Source organism: Bradyrhizobium arachidis (assembly GCF_015291705.1).
Classification (GTDB): domain Bacteria; phylum Pseudomonadota; class Alphaproteobacteria; order Rhizobiales; family Xanthobacteraceae; genus Bradyrhizobium; species Bradyrhizobium arachidis.
Genome location: NZ_CP030050.1, coordinates 6,880,925 through 6,902,187 on the forward strand (window position 1 = coordinate 6,880,925; position 21,263 = coordinate 6,902,187).

At 64.4% G+C, this 21,263-nt stretch carries 20 protein-coding genes; 6 read left to right on the plus strand and 14 right to left on the minus strand.

Annotation, left to right across the window (positions count from 1 at the left end; genetic code table 11):
* Positions 1 to 64 precede the first annotated feature (64 nt).
* The 3 genes from WN72_RS32385 to WN72_RS32395 all read right to left on the minus strand — a co-directional run bounded on the left by WN72_RS32385 (position 65) and on the right by WN72_RS32395 (position 2,359).
* Complete coding sequence (locus tag WN72_RS32385) at positions 65 to 994, minus strand: aspartyl/asparaginyl beta-hydroxylase domain-containing protein (RefSeq protein WP_092213253.1); 930 nt, start codon at positions 992 to 994, stop codon at positions 65 to 67.
* Between the two features lie 139 nt (positions 995 to 1,133).
* Complete coding sequence (locus tag WN72_RS32390) at positions 1,134 to 1,289, minus strand: hypothetical protein (protein ID WP_167380643.1); 156 nt, start codon at positions 1,287 to 1,289, stop codon at positions 1,134 to 1,136.
* Between the two features lie 146 nt (positions 1,290 to 1,435).
* Positions 1,436 to 2,359 (minus strand): LysR family transcriptional regulator, encoded by a 924-nt coding sequence (locus tag WN72_RS32395; RefSeq protein WP_092213251.1) that lies wholly within the window; start codon positions 2,357 to 2,359, stop codon positions 1,436 to 1,438.
* A gap of 205 nt (positions 2,360 to 2,564) precedes the next feature.
* Between WN72_RS32395 and WN72_RS32400 the strand changes: the two genes are divergently transcribed.
* Genes WN72_RS32400 through WN72_RS32410 form a run of 3 tightly spaced genes read left to right on the plus strand, consistent with a single transcriptional unit; the run spans position 2,565 to position 4,791 of the window.
* Positions 2,565 to 3,275, plus strand: a complete 711-nt coding sequence (locus tag WN72_RS32400) for an SDR family NAD(P)-dependent oxidoreductase (RefSeq protein ID WP_092213249.1) — start codon at positions 2,565 to 2,567, stop codon at positions 3,273 to 3,275.
* Positions 3,276 to 3,292: 17 nt separating this feature from the next.
* Positions 3,293 to 3,529 carry a tautomerase family protein gene (locus tag WN72_RS32405; protein WP_092213247.1) on the plus strand — a complete coding sequence of 79 codons (237 nt, stop codon included), beginning with the start codon at positions 3,293 to 3,295 and terminating at the stop codon, positions 3,527 to 3,529.
* Positions 3,530 to 3,561: 32 nt separating this feature from the next.
* Positions 3,562 to 4,791: a YbfB/YjiJ family MFS transporter gene (locus WN72_RS32410; protein WP_167380642.1), complete on the plus strand. Its 1,230-nt coding sequence runs from the start codon at positions 3,562 to 3,564 to the stop codon at positions 4,789 to 4,791.
* 18 nt (positions 4,792 to 4,809) lie between these two features.
* On the opposite strand, the gene WN72_RS32415 is transcribed toward WN72_RS32410, so the two are convergent.
* From WN72_RS32415 to WN72_RS32430, 4 genes are all read right to left on the minus strand, one after another.
* Positions 4,810 to 6,270, minus strand: coding sequence for a flavin-containing monooxygenase (locus WN72_RS32415; RefSeq protein ID WP_092213243.1), 1,461 nt, complete (start codon positions 6,268 to 6,270; stop codon positions 4,810 to 4,812).
* 160 nt (positions 6,271 to 6,430) lie between these two features.
* Positions 6,431 to 7,852, minus strand: coding sequence for an adenosylhomocysteinase (gene ahcY, locus WN72_RS32420; protein WP_027564898.1), 1,422 nt, complete (start codon positions 7,850 to 7,852; stop codon positions 6,431 to 6,433).
* A gap of 116 nt (positions 7,853 to 7,968) precedes the next feature.
* On the minus strand, positions 7,969 to 9,165 hold the full coding sequence (gene metK, locus WN72_RS32425) for a methionine adenosyltransferase (protein ID WP_092213241.1): 1,197 nt from the start codon (positions 9,163 to 9,165) through the stop codon (positions 7,969 to 7,971).
* 65 nt (positions 9,166 to 9,230) lie between these two features.
* Entirely contained in the window at positions 9,231 to 10,586 is a 1,356-nt protein-coding gene (locus tag WN72_RS32430) for a hypothetical protein (RefSeq protein ID WP_092213239.1), read from the minus strand.
* 167 nt (positions 10,587 to 10,753) lie between these two features.
* On the opposite strand from WN72_RS32430, the gene WN72_RS32435 reads away from it, so the two are divergent.
* Positions 10,754 to 12,472, plus strand: coding sequence for a caspase family protein (locus tag WN72_RS32435; protein ID WP_092213237.1), 1,719 nt, complete (start codon positions 10,754 to 10,756; stop codon positions 12,470 to 12,472).
* A gap of 227 nt (positions 12,473 to 12,699) precedes the next feature.
* On the opposite strand, the gene WN72_RS32440 is transcribed toward WN72_RS32435, so the two are convergent.
* The 6 genes from WN72_RS32440 to WN72_RS32465 all read right to left on the minus strand — a co-directional run bounded on the left by WN72_RS32440 (position 12,700) and on the right by WN72_RS32465 (position 18,520).
* Complete coding sequence (locus tag WN72_RS32440; RefSeq protein ID WP_092213235.1) at positions 12,700 to 13,818, minus strand: cobalamin-independent methionine synthase II family protein; 1,119 nt, start codon at positions 13,816 to 13,818, stop codon at positions 12,700 to 12,702.
* A gap of 20 nt (positions 13,819 to 13,838) precedes the next feature.
* Positions 13,839 to 14,555, minus strand: a complete 717-nt coding sequence (locus WN72_RS32445) for an ABC transporter ATP-binding protein (protein ID WP_092213233.1) — start codon at positions 14,553 to 14,555, stop codon at positions 13,839 to 13,841.
* Positions 14,548 to 15,303 (minus strand): ABC transporter ATP-binding protein, encoded by a 756-nt coding sequence (locus tag WN72_RS32450; protein ID WP_092213231.1) that lies wholly within the window; start codon positions 15,301 to 15,303, stop codon positions 14,548 to 14,550. Before WN72_RS32450 ends, WN72_RS32445 begins: the two co-directional genes overlap by 8 nt.
* The gene (locus WN72_RS32455) at positions 15,300 to 16,328 is read right to left on the minus strand and encodes a branched-chain amino acid ABC transporter permease (RefSeq protein ID WP_092213229.1); all 1,029 of its coding nucleotides are present in this window, start codon (positions 16,326 to 16,328) and stop codon (positions 15,300 to 15,302) included. The genes WN72_RS32450 and WN72_RS32455 overlap by 4 nt, the downstream gene beginning before the upstream one ends.
* 8 nt (positions 16,329 to 16,336) lie before the next feature.
* Complete coding sequence (locus WN72_RS32460; RefSeq protein WP_027564908.1) at positions 16,337 to 17,206, minus strand: branched-chain amino acid ABC transporter permease; 870 nt, start codon at positions 17,204 to 17,206, stop codon at positions 16,337 to 16,339.
* Positions 17,207 to 17,341: 135 nt separating this feature from the next.
* On the minus strand, positions 17,342 to 18,520 hold the full coding sequence (locus WN72_RS32465) for an ABC transporter substrate-binding protein (protein ID WP_092213227.1): 1,179 nt from the start codon (positions 18,518 to 18,520) through the stop codon (positions 17,342 to 17,344).
* A 523-nt stretch (positions 18,521 to 19,043) separates the two neighbouring features.
* Here WN72_RS32465 and WN72_RS32470 point away from each other — a divergent pair.
* On the plus strand, positions 19,044 to 19,328 hold the full coding sequence (locus WN72_RS32470) for a hypothetical protein (protein WP_092213225.1): 285 nt from the start codon (positions 19,044 to 19,046) through the stop codon (positions 19,326 to 19,328).
* A gap of 72 nt (positions 19,329 to 19,400) precedes the next feature.
* Here the strand turns inward: WN72_RS32470 and purU are convergent, their stop codons facing one another.
* Positions 19,401 to 20,264 (minus strand): formyltetrahydrofolate deformylase, encoded by an 864-nt coding sequence (purU, locus tag WN72_RS32475; protein WP_092213223.1) that lies wholly within the window; start codon positions 20,262 to 20,264, stop codon positions 19,401 to 19,403.
* A gap of 144 nt (positions 20,265 to 20,408) precedes the next feature.
* On the opposite strand from purU, the gene WN72_RS32480 reads away from it, so the two are divergent.
* The gene (locus WN72_RS32480) at positions 20,409 to 21,248 is read left to right on the plus strand and encodes a uroporphyrinogen-III synthase (RefSeq protein ID WP_092213221.1); all 840 of its coding nucleotides are present in this window, start codon (positions 20,409 to 20,411) and stop codon (positions 21,246 to 21,248) included.
* Positions 21,249 to 21,263 lie beyond the last annotated feature (15 nt).

Genomic DNA, 21,263 nt, shown 5'->3' on the forward strand with positions numbered 1-21,263 from the left:
CATCCATAATAAGAAAGCCCCGGAAAATCACTCCGGGGCTTTTTGAGTTCCCTCGTAGGGCGGATTACCGCAACGCCGACAACACGATCAGGCCGAGGATCAGCGCCGTCAGCGAGTACTTCAGCGTGTAATAGACGTTGCGGTTCCACTCCTTGACCTTGCGGCTGCCGAGATGGATCTCGTAGAGCTTGCCGAACACCTTGTTGAGCACGCCGACATTCTCGCCCTCGACGTTCTGGGTCGCCGACGCCTTGACGATGTGATGACTGACCCAGCGGTTGATCGCGGTCATGAAGCCGTACTTCATCGGGCGCTCGACGTCGCAGAACAGGATGATGCGGTTGACGTCGGTCGCATTCTCCGCGCTGTGGATGAAGGTCTCGTCGAACATGAAGGCCTCGCCGTCGCGCCAGACGCATTCGACGCCGTCGACGAGGATGCGGCACTTGTTCGAGTTCGGCGTGACGAGGCCGAGGTGATAGCGCAGCGAGCCCGCGAACGGATCGCGGTGGGCGCCGAGCTTGCCGCCTGGGGGCAGCATCGCGAACATCGCGCCGTGCACGCTCGGGATCGACTTGAGCAGCTCCACCGTCTTCGGGCACAGCGTGTTCGCCGACGGCAGGAAGTCGTCGTACCATTTCAGGTAAAACCGTTTCCAGCCGCTCTTGAAGAACGAGTAGAAGCCCCAGTCGTTGTTCTTCGCCGCCGCGCGGATGAAGCCCTCGTCGAACAGGCGCACCGCCTCGTCGCGAATGGTCTCCCAGTTCTCGCTGAGCGGCTTCAGCTCCGGAAACTGATCGACCGAGATCACCGGCTTGTTCGGCACGGCGGAGCCCGCATACATCAGCACGTTGTAGGGTGCGAGATAGGTCGAGTGGTCGCCAAGCTGGCGCGCGAAGCGCAGCCGCTGCTTGCCGCGGAAGTGGACGTAGATTGTCGATGCCGCAAGCACATACAAAATAACAAGTTGCGGCGCAAAAAGCTGTCTCAGCATTTCCCCAAATCCCAAGTGACCCAGCCGGATTGTCGTGTAGCCCGACGCGGCCCGAGCGGCAAGATATTCGCCGATGGGTTGCAATCACGCTGGGGAGAGCGCTCGCACGGAACTTGGGAAAGGGCCGAAACCGGCCAAATCAAGCCCGCGACAGCGCCTGGAGGCCCTTGAAGGTCAGGCGCTTGGGGTCAGTGACGCCGGCGAGATAGAGCCGGCGGATGAAGGAGATGACGGCGTCGCGGTCGCAATCGGTCAGCGCGACGACGGCGTCGACCGCGATCTTCTGGGCTTCCATTGGGCTCACCTCGGCCTTGCGAATAACCCCGGCCGAGGCAGGCTAGGACTCATCCGTAAAATCGGCGTTAACCGTTCCGGAACCATCGCCGATTCGGCCGGGCCGCCGTATACGCAAAACAGCGCATTACGGAGGCGCGAAGTGGCTCAGCGCGCCTTGATGCTCTGTGTCAGCAGCGCAAACTGCTTCTTCAGCCGGGGCACGGCGAAGTCGGTGAAGGCCCGCACCTTGGGCACCGAAAGCCGGCCCTGCGGGCAGATCAGATGCGCCGGCATCTCCGGATCCTCATCGCCGGCCAGCACGATCTCGAGCTCGCCGCGCGCGACCTGCTCGGCCACCTGGTACGAATACATCCTCACCACGCCGCGCCCGGCGACTGCGGACGCCACGGCCGCATAGGTGCTGTTGACGACGAGCCGCGGCGTGAACTGCACGGTGCGGGCGGCGGGCGACCCCGCCTGCGGCGCAAAGGTCCAGGAATTGGGCAGGTGCGCCATCGCGACGATCTGATGTTTGGCGAGATCGCCGGGCTCGGTGATGCGCGGATGCTGCTTCAGATATCGCGGCGCGGCCACTACGATGCGGCTGATCCCGCCGACCCGCATCGCCACCATCGCCGAGTCCGCAAGAGGACCGATGCGCAGCGCGATATCGACCCCCTCCTCGATCAGGTTGACCGCGCGGTCGAACAGCAACAGCTTTGCCGACACGGTCGGATAGGCGTCGAGAAAGCCGTCGAGGATCGGCCGCAGCACCATCTCGCCCGAGACAACGGGAGCGGTGATCGTGAGCAGGCCGCGCGGCGCCGTGCGCGGGCCGGCGGCGATGTCGTCGGCTTCCTCCAGCTCGGTGAGCACACGGCGGCAGATCGCGACATAGCGTTCGCCCTCCTCGCTCAGCCTGATCGACCGCGTGGTCCGGTGCAGCAGCTCGGCGCCGACGCGCTCCTCAAGGAAGGCGATGGCGCGGCTCACCGCCGCCGGCGAGCGGCCGAGCTTGCGGCCTGCGGCAGCCAAGCTGCCCTCGTCGACCGCAACCACGAACACCTTCATCGCATCCAGACGATCCATGCCTTCGCGCCGCCCCTTCACATTCGAGTGACAGGCTAGGCGTTCGCCCCCGCCGCGACAACCTCCGCCGGGCGCCGATCCGGCATTCGCTCGCGCCGCGTAACGGTGTCTGCCGGACAACGTGTATTCGCAGCCGGGGCGCTGCGGCGTACTTCAGCGGACAAGCCAGCCGTTGCTGGCGCAGGTTCAACAACAGGAGCCCGTCATGGGTATCGAGCAGAAGGTCGCCATCATCACCGGTGCATCGCAGGGCATCGGCGCCGCCCTGGTCCAGGGTTTTCGCGATCGCAACTACCGCGTCGTCGCAACGGCGCGGTCGATCAAGCCGTCGGGCGATGACGATGTCCTCGCCGTTGCCGGCGACATCGCCGATCAGAGCACTGCCGAACGGGTTGTCTCCCAGGCAATCGCCCGCTTCGGCCGCATCGACACGCTGGTCAACAATGCCGGCATCTTCGTCGCAAAGCCGTTCACGCAGTACACGGCCGAGGACTATGCGGCGGTGATGGGCACCAATGTCGCGGGCTTCTTCAACATCACGCAGCTCGCAATCGCCGAGATGGAGAAGCAGGGTTCGGGTCACATCGTGCAGATCACGACCACGCTGGTCGATCAGGCCAATTCCAACGTGCCCTCGGTGCTGGCCTCGCTGAGCAAGGGCGGGCTGAGTGCCGCGACCAAGTCGCTTGCGATCGAATATGCCAGGCGCGGCATCCGCGTGAACGCGGTGTCGCCCGGCATCATCAAGTCGCCGATGCATCCGGTCGCGACGCACGCGCAGCTCGGCGCGCTGCATCCGGTGGGCCATATGGGCGAGATGTCCGACATCGTCGATGCCGTGCTCTATCTCGAGGGTGCCTCCTTCGTCACCGGCGAGATCCTGCATGTCGACGGCGGCCAGAGCGCCGGCCACTAAGGCCGAGGAGAAGCACGATGCCTATCGTCACCATTCAAGTGACCCGCGAAGGAACGATGGCGGGCGCGGCGTCGCTCACCGCGGAGGAGAAGGCGGTGCTGATCAAGGGCTCGAGCGAGCTCCTGCGCGACGTGCTCGGCAAGCCGCTCGAATCCACATTCGTCGTGATCGAGGAAGTCGACACCGACAATTGGGGCTGGGGCGGCCTGCCCGCGCTGGAATTCCGGCGCCGCCGCGCAGCCCAGGCCGGATGATCCGGGCGCCATCGTGCGCGCAGGAGGATGACATGACCAACGCGAATATGAAGCAACAGATCGAGACCCGGCCGCATCCGCGGCCGGGATCAACATCGCAATCAACCTGGCGCTATGCGGTGGCGGGCTTGTCAGCATCACTGATCGGGCTTGGCCTCGCCCGGTTTTCCTACACGCCGCTGATCCCGGCCCTGATCGCCGCAAAATGGTTCAGCGCCTCCGACGTCGTCTATCTCGGCGCAGCGAACCTCGCCGGCTATCTCGCCGGCGCGCTCGCGGCGCGCGCTGTCGCCGCACGCATCGGCGCGGTCCGCGCGCTGCGGGCGATGATGCTGCTCGCCACCCTCTCCTTCTTCGCCAGCGCAACGCCGGTATCGTTCACCTGGTTCTTCGCCTGGCGTTTTCTGTCGGGCCTGACCGGCGGCATCATCATGGTGCTGTCGGCCTCCGTCATTCTGCCGCACACGTCAGCTGCGCGGCGCGGCATTGTCGGCGGCGTGATCTTCGCAGGGGTTGGCCTCGGCGTCGCCGCATCTGGCACGCTGGTGCCGCTGTTGCTGCAACAGGGCTTGCAACAGAGCTGGTATGGTCTCGGCGTGCTTTCGGCCGTGCTCACGCTCGCGAGCTGGTGGAACTGGCCCGCAGAAGGCAAGGCTGATGTTGCGCCTTCGCATCAAGCGAAGCACCACCGCACCTCGCCGGCTGCCCGCGCGCTGCTGGTCCAATACGGCCTCAACGCGGTGGCCTTGGTGCCGCACATGGTCTTCATCGTCGATTTCGTCGCGCGCGGCCTCGGCCAGGGCATTGCCGCGGGCTCGCGCTACTGGGTGCTGTACGGCCTCGGCGCCATCGTCGGCCCGCTCGTCACCGGCCATCTCGGCGATCGCTCGGGTTTTGGTCCGGCCCTGCGCGCGGCATTCCTGATCGAGGCGGCTGCCGTGCTGCTGCCCACCGTCAGCACCGCGCCGCTCTCGCTGATCGTCTCGAGCGTCGTGGTCGGCGGCTTCACGCCGGGGATCGTACCGCTGGTGCTCGGACGCATCCATGAGCTCGTGCCGCACTCCACCGAGCAGCAGCGCGCGACATGGAGCCATGCCACCAGCAGCTTTGCGCTGTTCCAGGCAGCCGCCGCCTACGGCTTCTCCTGGATCTACGCGCAGACCGGCGGCGACTATCTCGTGCTATTCGCCCTCGGCGGCGGCGCCGTGGTGCTCGCGCTCGCGATCGACCTCGGTCTCGCGCTCATCATGCGCAGGGCATAGAGGCAGGCGTCGGCGTGATCAGGAATACTGCATCACGCCGTCGTCGATCCGGCCGAAGCGCAACGACACGATATCGAGCGCGTAGTTCTGGTAGAGCCGCCACGGCCGCTTCGAGCCCTGCTTGGGCATTTTCGCGACCGAGCGCTGCACATAGCCCGAGGTGAAATCGAGCGACGGCTGCGCGGTGATATCAGGGTCGTCATTGTGCGGCATGCACTGGCGGAAATTGTGCCGGTCCATGTAGTTGATGAGCCGGCAGACATATTCACAGGTGAGATCGCATTTCAGCGTCCAGGACGCGTTGGTATAGCCGAAGGCCGAGGCCATGTTCGGGACGTCGGCGTACATCATGCCCTTGTAAGTCAGCGTCTTGGCGAAATCGACGGCGCGGCCGTCGACGCTGACCTCGAGACCGCCGACAACCTGGAGCACCAGCCCGGTCGCCGTGACGATGATGTCAGCGGCAAGCTCGCTGCCGTCCTTCAGGCGGATGCCGTCGCGGGTAAAGGTGTCGATCTCGTTGGTCATGACAGCGGCGCGTTTTTCGCGGATCGCCTTAAAGAGGTCGCCGTCGGGCACGAGGCACAGCCGCTGATCCCAGGGATTGTAGCGCGGCGTGAAATGGGTCGCGACGTCGTAGTCGGGCCCAAGTGCCATTTGCACGCCCTTGAGGATGAGGTCCTTCACCTTGGCGGGCCGTCGCCGGCTGAGCTGGAAGAAGAACATCCCCCACATCACGTTGCGCCAGCGGATGACATGATATGCCAGCCGCGTCGGCAGGTTGCCGCGCAGTCTGTTGGCGACGGGATCCTGCGCCGGGCGGGAAACCACATAGGTCGGCGAGCGCTGCAGCATGGTGACCTGCGCCGCTTTCTCGGCGAGCGCCGGCACCAGCGTCACCGCGGTCGCACCGGAGCCGATCACGACGACGCGCTTGCCCGCATAGTCGATGTCCTCGGTCCATTTCTGCGGATGCACGATGCGGCCGGCGAAATCGGCAACGCCCTTGAATTCCGGCATATAGCCCGCTTCGTATTTGTAATAGCCCGAGCACATGAACAGGAAATTGCAGGTGAAGCGTACCAGCTCGGTCGCGCCCTCGCCCGTGATGCGCTCGGCCTCGATGGTCCAGCGCGCATCCGGCGTCGACCACGCCGCGCGCTTGACGCGATGACGGAAGCGGATGTGCTTCTCGATGCCGTTCTCGCTAGCGGTCTCGCGCACATAGTTCAGGATCTGCGGTCCGTCGGCGATCGCCTTCGGATCGGTCCACGGCTTGAAGGAATAGCCGAGCGTGAACATGTCGCTGTCGGAGCGGATGCCGGGATAGCGAAACAGGTCCCAAGTGCCGCCGATGCAGTCGCGCCCCTCCAGGATGACGTAACTCTTGGTGGGGCACTTCGTCTGCAAATGATAGCCCGCGCCGACGCCTGATAGCCCGGCACCGACGATCAGCACGTCGAAATGTTCTTGTTGCATGGTTTCCTCCGCCGAGGAGGATTGTCCGCCTGCCGCTGCGGGCCGTCAATCGGCAATCAACCGTGCTGCAACTGCAAAGCGAGTTGAATTCCACGTGCCGAAACAACGAAGCCCCGGATCGCTCCGGGGCTTCGCGTCGATCTTCGGCCGAACCTGCGGCTCAGTAGCGGTAGTGGTCCGACTTGTACGGGCCTTCCTGCTTCACGCCGATATAGTCGGCCTGGTCCTTGCGCAGCTCGGTGAGCTTGACGCCGATCTTGGCGAGGTGCAGGCGCGCGACCTTCTCGTCGAGCGACTTCGGCAGCACGTAGACTTCCTTCTTGTACTTGCCGTCCTTGTTGTTGGCGAACAGCTCGATCTGCGCCAGCGTCTGGTTGGTGAAGGATGCCGACATCACGAAGGACGGGTGGCCCATCGCGTTGCCGAGGTTCACGAGACGGCCTTCCGACAGCAGGATGATGCGGTGCTTGTCCGGGAACTCGATCTCGTCGACCTGCGGCTTGATATTGGTCCACTTCAGGTTACGCAGACCCGCAATCTGGATCTCGTTGTCGAAGTGGCCGATGTTGCAGACGATGGCGCGATCCTTCATCGCGCGCATGTGGTCGATGGTGATGATGTCCTTGTTGCCGGTCGCGGTGACGAAGATGTCGGCGCGGGGCGCGGCGTCTTCCATGGTCACGACCTCGTAGCCTTCCATCGCGGCTTGCAGCGCGCAGATCGGATCGACTTCCGACACCATCACGCGGCAGCCGGCCTGGCGCAGCGAGGCGGCCGAGCCCTTGCCGACGTCGCCGAAGCCGGCGACCATCGCGACCTTGCCCGACATCATCACGTCGGTGCCGCGGCGGATGCCGTCGACCAGCGATTCACGGCAGCCATAGAGGTTGTCGAACTTCGACTTGGTGACGCTGTCGTTGACGTTGATGGCGGGCCACAGCAGCGTGCCGGCCTTCTGCATGTCATAGAGACGATGCACGCCCGTGGTGGTCTCTTCGGAAACGCCCTTGATGCTCTTGGCGATCTCGGCGAAGTAGCCCTTCGGCTTTTCCTTGAGCTGCTTCTTCAGCAGCGCGAAGAAGACTTCCTCTTCCTCGGAGCCGGGCTTGTCGAGGAAGGCGGTGTCGCCGTTCTCGGCGCGCAGACCGAGATGGACGTACATGGTGGCATCGCCGCCATCATCGAGGATCATGTTCGGGTGACCGCCGCCGTGCCAGTCGAACAGCTTTGCGGTGTAGTCCCAGTAATCTTTCAGCGTCTCGCCCTTGACGGCGAAGACGGGAATGCCGGCGGCCGCGATCGCCGCCGCGGCATGGTCCTGCGTCGAATAGATGTTGCAGGAGACCCAGCGGATGTCGGCGCCGAGCGCGGCCAGCGTTTCGATCAGCACGCCGGTCTGAATTGTCATGTGCAGCGAGCCGGCGATGCGCGCGCCCTTCAGCGGCTGCTTCGGGCCGAACTCCTCGCGGGTGGCCATCAGGCCGGGCATCTCGGTCTCGGCGAGCGAGAGCTCCTTGCGGCCGAAATCGGCGAGCGAAATGTCCTTGACGATGTAATCGGTGAAGCCGGGCTTCGCGTTCATTGCGAGTGTCCTGTTGTTGAGCGCGTTTTCCGGGACACCTCGAAGAGGTGCCCCGAATCGCGACGTGAGGATTTAAGGATCCGGGTTCGCGCACGAACCCGGAATGACGCACAAGATTAGAGCGCGCGCTTGAGCGGCTCGACGAGATCGGTCTTCTCCCAGGAGAAGCCGCCCTCGTTGTCCGGCGTGCGGCCGAAATGGCCGTAGGCCGAGGTGCGCGCGTAGATCGGGCGGTTGAGGTCGAGATGGGTGCGGATACCGCGCGGGGTCAGGTCCATCGCCTTGGCGGCAGCCTTCTCGAGCTGATCCTCCGACACCTTACCGGTGCCGTGGGTATCGATGTAGATCGACAGCGGACGCGCAACGCCGATGGCGTAGGCGAGCTGCAGCGTGCAGCGGTCGGCAAGACCGGCCGCGACGATGTTCTTGGCGACGTAGCGGGCGGCATAAGCCGCCGAGCGGTCGACCTTGGTCGGGTCCTTGCCGGAGAACGCGCCGCCACCATGCGGGGCCGCGCCGCCATAGGTGTCGACGATGATCTTGCGGCCGGTCAGGCCGGAGTCGCCGTCGGGACCGCCGATGTAGAACTTGCCGGTCGGATTGATGTGCCAGATGGTCTTCGGCGTGATCCAGTCCTTCGGCAGCGCTTCGCGCACATAGGGCTCGACGATGTCGCGGATCTGGTTCGACGAGAGGTCCTCGACCAAATGCTGATGCGACACCACAATCTCGCGCACGCCGACCGGCTTGCCGTTCTCGTACTGCACGGTGACCTGGCTCTTGGAGTCCGGACCGAGCACCTTCTCCTTGCCGGAGTGGCGGGCTTCGGAAATGAGACGCAGGATCTTGTGAGCGTAGAAGATCGGCGCCGGCATCAGGTCAGGCGTCTCGTTGGTGGCGTAACCGAACATGATGCCCTGGTCGCCAGCGCCCTCTTCCTTGACCTCGCCCGGCTGCAGCGCATCGACGCCCTGCGCGATGTCGGCCGACTGCGGATGCAAGAGGATCTCGATGTCGCAGGTCTTCCAGTGGAAGCCGTCCTGCTCGTAGCCGATGTCCTTGATCGCGTTGCGGACGACGCTTTCGATGTGGTCATTGGTGACCGACTTCGGGCCGCGGGTCTCGCCGGCGATCACGACCTTGTTGGTGGTCGCCAGCGTCTCGCAAGCGGCGCGGATCTGCCAGGGGTCGATGCCGGCCTTCGGCCCTTCGCGGTAGAACAGATCGACGATTTCATCGGAGATCCGGTCGCAGACCTTGTCGGGATGGCCTTCGGACACGGACTCGCTGGTGAAGAGATAGGACGCGCGCATCAGTAACCCCTTGTTCCGCCGCCGTTAAGCTGGCGGGTGTTTGCGATGTTTAGACTTGGATTATGTCAATCACGCCGTCGCGAGATGACGTAGGATTCGTCGAGAAACCAGAGCCCGTTGTACTTGCGCAGCACGTCCCGGGCGGCATCCAAAGTGCGGCCGTTTTGAGTCATTTCTGTCAATCGGTCGTCCTCGATCTGCGCCACATACACCGCCGCATTCCACGCTGCAAAGGCCGTCGAGGTTCCGATCGTACCCGTTACCTCGTTGGGCAGCGCTTCCATATCATACCTGAAGATCGAGCGGTTGTCCGCATAAGCATTAAAATTTAGGTCGCGGCCCAACGATCCGAGCTCATACTTAACCGCGCGCAATATCTCATGCCGGCTGACCGCGAAAGGGGTTTCTCCAGGCCAGATCGCCTGGATCATTTCCATGCCCGGATCCTGGCCATGGGAGTGGATTCCGATCAGTCTCCCGCCGGGCCGAAGCGCCCGCGCCAGGGGCGCGATGATCCGTTTTGCCCGGAAATTGACCGAAGACAGGGCCCGGTATGGCTGGGATGCAATAACGAGGTCGAAATTGGCCTCGGTCTGGCCCGGCCGCGGAATGGTTGAATCCAGCAGGAAACGGTGGTCCTCGCGATAGAGCACGAGAACGACGGGCCGCTCATAGAGGGGCATGGCCGTGCGTGTGCTGATGGCAGCGCGCCAGTTCTGCTCCAGAAACGGCCTGAGCTCGGCGATCTGCTGCTCGAACTCGCCCGATGAGGCGCCGCGCAGCGGGACCTCGTGCCAGACGGTGGCGGCCGCCGCCGCAGGCGACGCCGGCGTCAGCCAGGGCGCCTCCGAGTAGAACATGTTGGTGAAGACGAACACTGACGCCGGATGCTCGAAAATGCGGTCAGGCACCTTCTCCAAAGTCAGGCGCAGATCCTCCAGGCTGAGCTCCTTGCCGGAGACATAGAACGGCATGTGCGGATAGCGCTGGTGCGTCGCGCGCAGCACCCGCGCCAGCACGGTGCCATCGCCAACGCCTGCGTCGAAGATGCGCAGCGCCGGCGGGCGCGGATGGATGCTGGAGAGTTCCAGCGCCACGCGCTCGGCGATCACCCGCTTCTCGCTGCAGGTGTGGACGAACAGCAGATATTTCTGCCGGTTCTCGAAGAAGCGGAAATTGCCGCGCGGATCGCGCTTTTCCGGCGGCACCTGGAGGCCCCGCGGCGGCGGCAGGCCGCCGGTCGTCGATGCCGCGATATAGGCCTGGATCCGCTCCAGCGTGTCGATGGTGATGCGCTTGCCCTCGCGCAGGCGATGCACGAGCTTCCCATCGTTCACCGCGCGGCGCCCGAAGGTCGATTCCGCCATGTCAGCCTTGCGGCAGAACTCGGTGATTTGGCTCAGGATTTCGTCGTTTTTCATCGGTGGGAAGGCGGTGGGCAGCGGCGTTGGGCCCTTATCTCGTAGCAAATTCTGCCCACTGAGGGAATAGCCCTTCCTGCTGTACTCCACGTCCAATGACGAGAGCGTGAACCCCAGGGCACCGCCGGGCAACAAACAGGCGCCTCTCCTCTTATGGGATCACCGCCATGCGTCGCCTGCTCGCCGCACTCTGCCTGCTCACCGCCGCGCTGTGGGCCGCGCCTGTCCTGGCGCAGACGCGCAGTCAGCTTGGCCCGCTCTGCACCACCGAGACCACGCCGGCGGACCAGATGGTAGACGCCTGCACCAAGATCATCGCCCTGAAAGTGTTCAAGGGCGAGCAGCTCGCGACCGTCTATTTCTGGCGCGCGGTCGGCTGGAACAAGAAGGGCGACTACGCCAAGGTCATCGCGGATACGACCGAAGCGATCCGGCTGAAGCCGACCCAGGCGGTCTACAATCTGCGGGGATCGGCCTATTACGACAAGGGCGACTACGACATCGCGATCGCTGACTTTGACGATGCGCTCAAGCTCGGTCCGCCCAGCGGCATCATCTTCCACAATCGCGGCAATGCCTGGCGCGGCAAGCGCGACTACACCAAGGCGATCGCCGACTACGATGCCGCGATCAAGGCCGATCCAAAATCGGCGTTCTCGTTCCAGAACCGCGGCATCTCGAAGGAAGCGCTCGGCGATCTCGACGGCGCGCTCGCCGACATCAACCAGGCGATCCGGCTCGATCCGACGCTGCCGCAGCCACTGATCAACCGCACATCGATCTGGCGCGCCAAGGGCGAGCTCGATCGCGCCATCGCCGACGGCAGCGAGGCGATCCGGCTCGCCAAGGAGAAGCCGCCGGTCAACATCATGACGCCGCCGAACAGCGTGCTGATCTCCGGCTACACTCATCGCGCGCTGGCCTATGAGGCGAAAGGCGACTACGCCCACGCGCGCGAGGACTACAATGCCACGCTGGCGATCGTGGCTTCCGACGCCATCAGCAAAGCCAACCAGGCCACCGCAAAGGTGCGGCTGTCGCTGGTGACCGACGCCACCGCGCCGATCCCGCGCGATGCACCCTCACCCGCAACGCAGCCGGCGGCGGCCCCTGCTCCGCAGCAAACCGGCACCGCGCCCGCGCCTTCGCCTGCTCCGGCCGTTCGCGGCACGCGCATGGCGCTGATCATCGGCAATGGCGGCTATGCGCATGTCAAGGCGCTGCCCAATCCACCCAATGACGCGCGCGCCGTCGCCAAGAGCCTGCGCGACATCGGCTTCACGGTGTCGGAGGGCGTCGATCTCGACCGCGCCGCGATGCAGAAGATGACGCGCGACTTCTTGCGTGACGCGGCACGGGCGCAGGTCGCATTGGTCTACTATGCCGGCCACGGCGTGCAGGTCGAGGGCCACAACTATCTCATTCCCGTCGACGTCGAGCTCAAGCCGGGCGCGAACATGACGGAGGCGATGATCGACATGGACGCGATCATGGCCGGCCTCGACGACCAGGTCCGCACCAACATTCTGATCTTCGATGCCTGCCGCAACAATCCGATGGCGCAGAAGGTGGCGAGCGCCGGCACCAATCGTGCCATCGAGGGCGCCTCCGGCCTTGCCGCGCCGACGAGCCTGGGTGCCGGTGCGACGCTCGGCGCCGGCACGCTGATCGCCTTCGCCACCGCGCCGGGCCAAGTCGCGCTCGACGGCGAAGGCGCCAACTCGCCGTTCTCCGCCGCGTTGTCGCGCCATATCGGCACGCCGGGCCTGGAGGTGCAGCAGATGCTGACGCGGGTGCGGGCCGAAGTGGTGTCGAGCACGAAGAACAAGCAGGTGCCGTGGTCGAACTCGTCGCTGCTGGGCGAGGTTTACCTGGCGGAGAAGTGACGGTGGGTCTGGTCCGTCTGTCGCGAGACGAGCGCGCTTCAAACACGATGTCATCCCGGACAAGCGAAGCGCAGATCCGGGATCCATAACCACAGGCAGTGGTTTGGGCGAAGACTCGCAGTTGCCGGCTCGTCCTACAACCTTTCCCTGGGGTTATGGGTCCCCGCTTTCGCGGGGACGACACAGAGAGAGTGGCGAGACTCTCCCGCCTCGCCGGGAGCGGAGGCTTACTGGCCCCAAACTTCCTTCGCGATCTCGACCGCAAGGCCGAGCTTGGCCCACTGCTCTTCCTCGGAGAGGATGTTGCCCTCTTCGGTCGATGCAAAACCGCATTGCGGAGAGAGCGCGAGCTGCTCCAGCGGCGCGAACTTGGCGGCCTCTTCCAGACGGCGCTTGATGTCGTCCTTCTTCTCGAGCTCGCCGAACTTCGAGGTGATGACGCCGACCACGACGACCTTGTTGCCCTTGGGCAGGAAGCGCAGCGGCTCGAAGCCGCCGGCGCGGTCAGAGTCGTATTCGAGGAAGTAGCCGTCATAATTGGTGCCGGCGAGCATGGTCTCCGCCACCGGCTCGTAGCCGCCCGAGGAGATCCAGGTCGAGCGGAAATTGCCGCGGCAGACATGCGTCGTCACCACCATGTCGGCGGGCTTCTCGGCCAGCGCATAGTTGATGATGCGGGCATAGATCTGCTGGAGACCGTCCGGATTGTCGCCGCGCTCGCGCGCCTTCTGCAACTCGTCCTGCGAGCAGAGATAGGCCCAGACGGTGTCGTCGAACTGGAGATAGCGGCAACCGGCGTCGTAGAACGCCTTGACGGCCTTGCGGTAGGTCTTGCCGAGGTCCTCGTAGAAAGCGTCGAGATCGGGATAAACGTCCTTGGAGATCGACTTGCGGCCGCCGCGGAAGTGCAGCACCGCCGGTGACGGGATCGTCATCTTGGCCGTAACGTGGGCCTGATCGGCAACCTTCTTCAGGAAGCGGAAGTGGTCCAGCATCGGGTGGGCGTCGGGAAAATCGAGCTTGCCGATCACACGCACCGCGTCGTGACGGGTCTGCACGCCCGTGAACTGGATGCCGGTGTCGGGGTGGAACAGCTCACAGCCGGTGAGCTTGGCGAGGAAGTCGAAATGCCACCAGGAGCGACGAAATTCGCCGTCGGTCGCGAGCTTCAGGCCGACCGAGGCCTGCTTGTGCACGACCTTCTCGATCTCCATGTCCTCGATCTTGCGCAGATCGTCGGCCGAGATCTCACCCTTCTCGAGCCTGGCTCGCGCGTCCTTGATCTTGGCGGGACGCAGGAGGCTGCCGACCTCGTCGGCGCGGAAGGGGGCTTTGGTTCGCTGCATTTGGTACTCCCGGGTATTTTCTAGTGGGCCGCCGCCCCTGCGACACCGAGGTGGCGCTCCAGGACCGACGGGTCGGCCTTCAGCGCGGCGCTCGGGGCGTCGTGGACGATCGTTCCGCGCTCCAATATCACAACGCGGTCGGCCAGCCCCAGAATCTTTTGGGCGTTCTGCTCAACGATGATCGAGCAGATGCCGCCAGCCCGGGTGATGGTCCCGATCGCCTTTAGCAGCTCCTCGACAATGATGGGGGCCAGGCCCTCGGTCGGCTCGTCCAGCAGCAGGACCTTTGGGTTGAGGGTCAGCGCACGGCCGATCGCCAGCATCTGCTGCTCGCCGCCGGAGAGCTGGTTGCCAAAGTTGCTCCGCCGCTCCTTCAGCCGCGGGAACATCTCGTAGACCTTCTCGACCGTCCATGGGCCGGGCTGGGCCACCGCGGTCATGTTCTCCTCGACCGTGAGCGAACGGAAGATGTTGCGCTCCTGCGGCACCCAGCCGATGCCGGCGCGCGCCCGCTGATCGGGCCGCAAGGCCGTGACATCGGTGCCGGCGAGCCCGACGGTGCCGGAGAAGCGGCGGGTGACGCCGACAATGGAGTTGATCAGCGTGGTCTTGCCGGTGCCGTTACGGCCGAGCAGCGCCAACACCTGCCCCTCTGCGAGGCGCAGGCTCATGTTGGGCAGCACCACCGCCTCGCCATAGCCAGCGCGCAAGGCCTCGATCGCGAGCAGGTCAGACATTGACCGCCTCCTCGCCGAGATAGACTGCCTTCACTTGCGGATCGCGCGCGACCTGCTCGGGCGGCCCTTCGGTCAGCAGAGCGCCGGAGACCAGCACCGAGATGCGGTCGGCAAACGAGAACACGAGGTCCATGTCGTGCTCGATCAGGAGCACCGTGACATCGCGCGGCAGGCTGCCTACGACGGCGAGAATATCGTGGCGCTCGCTCTCGGGCACGCCGGCGGCGGGCTCGTCCAGCAGCAGCACACGCGGCTTGGCGGCGATCGCAACCGCGATCTCGAGCAGGCGCTGCTTGCCGTAAGGCAGTGTGACGGTCTCTTCGTTCATGACGTCGAGCAGATGGAAGCGCCTCAGGAGATCGGCGATCTCGTCATTGACGTCGTTGCGCGTGCCCATCCGCCGCCACCAGTCGCCGCCATGGCCGAGACGCTCGGAGACGGCAAGGCCAATGGTCTCCAGCGGCGTCAGGTCGGGATAGAGCTGGTTGATCTGGAAGGTGCGCGACAGGCCGCGCAGCACGCGCTTGTGCACCGGCAGGTCGGTGATGTCCTGGCCTTCGAGCAGGATGCGGCCGGAGTTCGGCTTCAGCACCCCGGTGAGCTGGTTGATGACCGTGGTCTTGCCGGCGCCGTTCGGGCCGATCAGCGCGTGACGGGCGCCCTGCTTGACCTTGAGCGACAGGTCGCGCGTCACGCGCAGGCCGCCAAAGGTCTTTTCGAGGTTCTGGGTCTCGAGCGCGATGGTCATGCGTCGCTCTCCGGCACGGCGACGACGGCCTTGCGCCCGGCCACCTGCTTGATGACGAGGTTCGGCACATACAGCACCCAGCGATGCAGGCGCTGGCGGCCGACCAGCACGATCACGACCAGCACGAGGCCGATCCAGAACTGCCAGTATTGCGGGGTGATGGTGGAGAACACTTCCTGGAGCATGCGGAAGATCACCGCGCCGATCAGGCCGCCATAGAGATAGCCGGTGCCGCCGATCACCAGCACCAGCATCAAGTCGGCGGAACGCTCGAAGGCGAACACGTCGAGCGAGGCGATCGCGGTGGTCTGGGTGAACAGCGCACCGGCGATGCCGGCATAGAACGCAGCCAGCGTGTAGATCGCGATCAGTCGACGATTGACAGGGATGCCAATCGCGGCAGCCCGCAGCGGATTGTTCTTGATCGCGCGCAGCGACAGGCCGAACGGGGAATGCACGACGCGGCGGGCGAACAGGAACAGTAGGAACAGGACGGCGAGCGAATAGAAGAAGCCGGCCTTGCCGAACATGTCGAACGGAATCTCGCCGAAGATCGGCTGCATCTCGATCCCCTGCAGGCCGTCGGTGCCGCCGGTGATGTTGGAGAAGCGTTCGGCGAGCGCCTCCAGCAGCAGCGCGATGCCGAGCGTGACCATCAACCGCGTCAGGTCGACGCCGCGGATCACCAGGAAGCTGGTGGCAAAGCCGAGCACCATCGCGGCAAGGCCGGCAACGATCAGGGCCAGCACGGGCTCCTTGACGATGCCGTGCAGCGCAAGCAGTCCCGCAGCGTAAGCGCCGACGCCGAAGAAGGCGGCATGGCCGAGCGAGACGATGCCGGCATAGCCGAGGATCAGATCGAGCGACATCGTGAACAGCGCCAGGCGCAGGATGTCGGTCATGATCAGATAACGCGTGGGGAACAGGAAGCCGCAGGCCAGCACGATCAGCCAAAAGGCGACTTCGCCATAGTGCCAGCGCGCCTGGCGCTGGGCGTGATAACCGACGTCGGAAGAAGCGCTCATCGGCAAACTCAACGCGCGGCCGTGCGGCCGAACAGGCCGTTCGGGCGCCAGATCAGGATCACGATCATCATGGTGTAGATCACGAAGGGGCCCATCTTCGGCACGTAATATTTGCCGGCGACGTCGCCGATGCCGAGCAGAAGCGAGGCCAGGAATGGTCCGGTGATCGAGGACGAGCCGCCGACGGTGACCACGATCAGGAAGTAGATCATGAACTTCAGCGGGAAATACGGATCGAGGCCGAGGATCTCGGCGCTGAGCGCGCCGCCGAGACCGGCGAGCCCACATCCGAAGGCAAAGGTGAAGGCGAACACCTGCGGGACGTTGATGCCGAGGCCGCTGGCCGCACGGGGATCGTCGACCGCGGCGCGCAGGCGGCTGCCGAAACGGGTCTTCGCCAGCACCATCTGCAGGCCGATGGTGAGCAGGCCGCAGATCACGATGATCATCAATCGGTAGCGGCCGATGCCCACGCCGAACACGTCGAACTGGCCCTGGAGCGCGGCCGGCAGGTTGATGAAGACGCGCGAGGAGCCCTGAATGTAGTCGACGGCTGCGACCGACATGAAGGTCAGACCGATGGTGAACAGCACCTGGTCGAGATGGCTGCGCGTATAGAGATGACGGTAGAGCGTGCGCTCGAGCAGGATGCCGATCGCGGCCGAGGAGACGAAGGCGAGCGGCAGCGCGGCGAAGAACGGCCAGCCCATCCGGTTGACCAGCACCATGCAGACATAGCCGCCGGCCATGGCGAAGGCACCGTGCGCGAGATTGACGAAGTTCATCAGGCCGAGCGTGACCGCGAGCCCGCAGGCGAGCACGAACAGCAGCATGCCGTAGGCAACGCCATCGAACAGGTTGGTGAGGATTGCGGTCATCGAGGCTGGACTAATCCTGATAGTCGTTCGTCATTCCGGGGCAGCGCGCAGCGCTGAACCCGGAATCTCGTTTCAACAATCTCGAGATCTCGGGGTCGCGCTAATGCGCGCCCCGGGATGACCCGCTTTCGCGGGTCACTTCTTGGTCTTGCCGAGATCCTTGACGGCTTCGAAGGTCGCGAACTCGACGTTGTAGAGCTCGCCGTCGACCTTCTCGACCTTGCGGATGTAGATGTTCTGCACGATGTCGCGGGTCTCGGGGTCGATCGAGATTGGGCCCCGCGGGCTCTCCCACTTCTGGCCCTTCATCGCCTCGATCAGCTTGTCGCCGTTGGTATCGCCATTGGTCTTCTTCAGCGCCTCGTAAATGAGGTGGATGCCGTCATAGCCGCTCACCGCCATGAAGCCAGGACGGTTGCCGAAGGCTTTCTTGTAGGCCGCGACGAAGTCCTTGTTCATCTGCGAGGGATGCGCCGCCGAGTAGAGGTGCGCGGTGACCGTGCCGAGCACGGCGTCGCCCATGTTGTTGAGCAGGTCGTCATCGGTGACGTCACCCGGTCCGATCACCTTGATGCCGGCCTTGTCGAGGCCGCGCTCGGCATATTGCTTCATGAAGTTGCCGCCCTGGCCGGCCGGCACGAATACGAAGATCGCGTCGGGCTTGGCGTCCTTCATGCGCTGCAGGAACGGCGCGAAGTCTGGGTTGGCGAGCGGGGTCTTCACCTCTTCGACCACTTCGCCGCCGCCGGCGGTGAAGTTCTGCTTGAAGAAGTTGAGCGCGTCATTGCCCGGCGCGTAGTCCGAGGTCAGCGTCGCGACCTTCTTGATGCCGTTCTTCACCGCCCAGTCGCCGATGATGGTCGAGGACTGTGCCAGCGTGAAGCTGGTGCGCACGATATAGGGCGAGCGCTCGGTGATGATGGAGGTACCGGCCGCCATCACGACTTCCGGAATCTTGGCCTGCGTAGCGAGCGGCGCGGCGGCGAGCGCCGCCGGCGTCACGCCGAAGCCGGCGATGAAATTGACCTTGTCGTTGACGATCAGCTCCTGCGCGGCGGTCTTGGTCTTGTCCGGAATCGCCGCATCGTCCTTGACGATGATCTCGACCTTCTTGCCGGCGACAGTATCGCCCTTCTGCTGCATGTAGAGCTTGATCGCGTTTTCGATCTGCTTGCCGGTCGAGGCCTGGCCGCCGGTCATCGGCAGGATCAGGCCGACCTTGACGGTGTCCTCGGCCTTGGCCGGCGCGAGCGTCGCAAGGCCTGCGATAGCGGCTGCCGCTGCAGTGCGCGAAAACATTTTGCGTTCGAACATCAAATGTCCCTCCCCTTAATTCCTGACCTCTTGTGCGACGGACCGAGTGCCCGGTCCTTGCCTCAGTTTAGCTCACGCACGCGCGATATCGCGCGCCACATGGCGTCTTTCGCGCCCTCATTGTCAATCGGACGTTTGGCGACCCTTCGGCGCAAGCCGAGCGTTCCGATTTGCCGACGGCGAGGAGCAGTGTCGCGGTTACGTTGGGGTAACCTGAGTTTCCCGCTCGCGCCCGCCTCCATTTGTACGATTGTACAAATAAAATGGACCTGTCAACGAAAAAGCCCTTCCGCTGCCCAAGCCAATTTGTCGCGAGACTGCTGTCGCAGTCTAGGAACGCGAGCGGTGGCGTGGATGGACGATTTCGTCCACCTTTTGCAGAATTCCGACATCGGCGAGGTCGTGGTAGTAAAGGCTCGGTAACAAATTACCTACCTCGAATAAGCCTATTTTACCTTGTTGAAGGCTACTCTCCCGACGCCAGCCCGAGCTGGCGCCCCATGACAGAAGCCGTGCTCCCACAATGCCCAAGTCTTTCCGCTCCGTCCTCGCCCTCATTGCGCTCGCTGCGGGGCTGTGCGGCTGCGGCACGGTCAACGAGAGAATGTCGGCCGAAATGGGCGACTACATTCCGCGATGGGCTGGCGGCTTGCCGGCGGACGCCCCGCCGCGGCCGGGCACGGCACAGTACGAGGCATGGATGAAGGAACGCGAACGCAAGCGGCTGCTGCCGGCGGCCGATCGCGAGAAGGAAGAGCAGGCGCAAAAGGGCGCGACGGGGTCAGCGTCGGGCGGCGCGGTACGTTAAGGGAGCGAATGGCGAATAGGGAGTGGCGAATATGGCCGCTCTTTCTATGCGCTACTCGCCACTCACGATTCGCTAATCCACGAACACCACGGTCTTGCGCCCGTTGAGGATCACGCGGTCATCGAGATGATAGCGGATCGCGCGCGCGAGCACGCGGCGTTCGATGTCGCGGCCCTTGCGGACGAGATCTTCCGGCGTGTCGCGATGGCTGATGCGCTCGACGTCCTGGTCGATGATCGGGCCTTCGTCGAGGTCGCGCGTGACGTAATGGGCGGTCGCACCGATCAGCTTGACGCCGCGCTCATGCGCCTGGTGATAGGGTTTTGCGCCCTTGAAGCCCGGCAGGAACGAGTGGTGGATGTTGATACAGCGCCCGGACAGCTTTGCCGAGAGATCGTCGGACAGGATCTGCATGTAGCGGGCGAGCACGACGAGATCGGTCCCGGTCTTGCCGACGAGATCGAGGATCTGCGCCTCCTGCTCGGCCTTGGTCTCCTTGGTGATCGGCAAATGGCGGAACGGGATGCCGCCGAAATCGAGCCCCGCATAGACCTCACGCGGGTGGTTGGACACGATCGCGGCGAGCGTCATCGGCAATTCGCCGGTGCGCCAGCGATAGAGGATGTCGACCAGGCAATGGTCCGACTTCGAGACCAGCAGCATCACCCTGCGATGCGCGGCGCGGTCGCGCATCTGCCACTCCATGCCGAAACGCTCTGCGATCGCGGCAAAGCCGGTCTGGAGCGCAGACAGTTCCACGGCGAGATCGGCGGCGGTGAACACCACGCGCATGAAGAACTTCTTGGTCTCGACGTCGTCGAACTGCTGGGCGTCGAGAATGTTCTGTCCGGAATTCGTCAGGAAGGTCGACACCGCCGAGACGATGCCGGGGCGATCCGGACAGGACAGGGTCAGCACATATTGATGGTCGGGCATGGCTCTTGATGAAGGTTTGTGCAAGGGCCGCGGAACGGTCCGCGATTTGCGCCCTGCTCTAGCACCGACCCTGCCCTTGCGCCAATCCCGACCGCGGAGTCAGGATGAACGTAACATTGCGATTTGACTGACCGGAGCACGCCCATGGCCGACCGCTTGAACGGCACCCGCATCCTGATCCTGGAAACCCGCGAGGAAGCGCAGTTTTCCAAGCTTCTGGCCGAGCAAGGCGCGGAGGTCGTGCAATGTCCGATGTTCACCATCGAGGATGCACCGGACCCCGCCCCGGTCGAAGCCTGGATCCGCCGCGCCATCGACAAGCCCTTTGACGATCTTGTGCTCATGACCGGCGAAGGCCTGCGGCGGATCATGAAGCTCGCGCGCGCTCGCGGCCTTGACCAGGCCCTCGTCACGTCGCTGGCCAAATCGCGAAAATTCACCCGTGGGCCGAAGCCCGGCAAGGCGCTGCGCGAGGTCTCGCTCGAGGCGCAGCAGACCACGGAGAAGCCGACCAGCGAGGGCGTAATCGAGATGCTGGGCAAGCTGGACCTGAAGGGGCATCGCCTTGGCCTCCAGCTCTATCCGGACAAGGACCACAGCACGCTGACCGGCGCGCTCGCCGCGCAAGGCGCCGAGGTCGATACCGTGCTGCCCTATGTCTACGATTCCAAGGCCGCGGATGCCAACATCGTCGCCGCCATCGACGACATGGCGGAGGGACGGATCGATTGCATCGCTCTGACCAATCTCGGCCAGGTCCGCCGCCTGATCGAAGCGGCGAAGGCCCATGGCAGCGAAGCGAAATTGCGCATAGGCTTCGAGCGGACGCTGATCGCGTCGGTGGGACCCGCGGTATCCGGCGAACTTGCCGGACATGGCTTGCGCGCCGACATCGTTCCGGCGGAGAACGCCTATTTCATGCGGCCACTGATCTCCGCGATGGCGGTCAGGCTTGCCGAGAAGTTGCCGTCACGAGAGACCTGAGAGTCCGACGCGCGC

Excerpts from the sequence above, each read along its gene's own strand:
- WN72_RS32430 (WP_092213239.1), bottom strand. The coding sequence starts at position 10,586 with ATGAAAAACGACGAAATCCTGAGCCAAATCACCGAGTTCTGCCGCAAG.
- WN72_RS32415 (WP_092213243.1), bottom strand. The coding sequence starts at position 6,270 with ATGCAACAAGAACATTTCGACGTGCTGATCGTCGGTGCCGGGCTATCA.
- metK (WP_092213241.1), bottom strand. The coding sequence starts at position 9,165 with ATGCGCGCGTCCTATCTCTTCACCAGCGAGTCCGTGTCCGAAGGCCAT.
- WN72_RS32470 (WP_092213225.1), top strand. The coding sequence starts at position 19,044 with ATGCCCAAGTCTTTCCGCTCCGTCCTCGCCCTCATTGCGCTCGCTGCG.
- WN72_RS32385 (WP_092213253.1), bottom strand. The coding sequence starts at position 994 with ATGCTGAGACAGCTTTTTGCGCCGCAACTTGTTATTTTGTATGTGCTT.
- WN72_RS32480 (WP_092213221.1), top strand. The coding sequence starts at position 20,409 with ATGGCCGACCGCTTGAACGGCACCCGCATCCTGATCCTGGAAACCCGC.
- WN72_RS32465 (WP_092213227.1), bottom strand. The coding sequence starts at position 18,520 with ATGTTCGAACGCAAAATGTTTTCGCGCACTGCAGCGGCAGCCGCTATC.
- WN72_RS32450 (WP_092213231.1), bottom strand. The coding sequence starts at position 15,303 with ATGACCATCGCGCTCGAGACCCAGAACCTCGAAAAGACCTTTGGCGGC.
- WN72_RS32445 (WP_092213233.1), bottom strand. The coding sequence starts at position 14,555 with ATGTCTGACCTGCTCGCGATCGAGGCCTTGCGCGCTGGCTATGGCGAG.
- WN72_RS32400 (WP_092213249.1), top strand. The coding sequence starts at position 2,565 with ATGGGTATCGAGCAGAAGGTCGCCATCATCACCGGTGCATCGCAGGGC.
- WN72_RS32435 (WP_092213237.1), top strand. The coding sequence starts at position 10,754 with ATGCGTCGCCTGCTCGCCGCACTCTGCCTGCTCACCGCCGCGCTGTGG.
- WN72_RS32455 (WP_092213229.1), bottom strand. The coding sequence starts at position 16,328 with ATGAGCGCTTCTTCCGACGTCGGTTATCACGCCCAGCGCCAGGCGCGC.
- WN72_RS32460 (WP_027564908.1), bottom strand. The coding sequence starts at position 17,206 with ATGACCGCAATCCTCACCAACCTGTTCGATGGCGTTGCCTACGGCATG.
- ahcY (WP_027564898.1), bottom strand. The coding sequence starts at position 7,852 with ATGAACGCGAAGCCCGGCTTCACCGATTACATCGTCAAGGACATTTCG.
- WN72_RS32395 (WP_092213251.1), bottom strand. The coding sequence starts at position 2,359 with ATGGATCGTCTGGATGCGATGAAGGTGTTCGTGGTTGCGGTCGACGAG.
- WN72_RS32410 (WP_167380642.1), top strand. The coding sequence starts at position 3,562 with ATGACCAACGCGAATATGAAGCAACAGATCGAGACCCGGCCGCATCCG.
- purU (WP_092213223.1), bottom strand. The coding sequence starts at position 20,264 with ATGCCCGACCATCAATATGTGCTGACCCTGTCCTGTCCGGATCGCCCC.
- WN72_RS32405 (WP_092213247.1), top strand. The coding sequence starts at position 3,293 with ATGCCTATCGTCACCATTCAAGTGACCCGCGAAGGAACGATGGCGGGC.
- WN72_RS32390 (WP_167380643.1), bottom strand. The coding sequence starts at position 1,289 with ATGGAAGCCCAGAAGATCGCGGTCGACGCCGTCGTCGCGCTGACCGAT.
- WN72_RS32440 (WP_092213235.1), bottom strand. The coding sequence starts at position 13,818 with ATGCAGCGAACCAAAGCCCCCTTCCGCGCCGACGAGGTCGGCAGCCTC.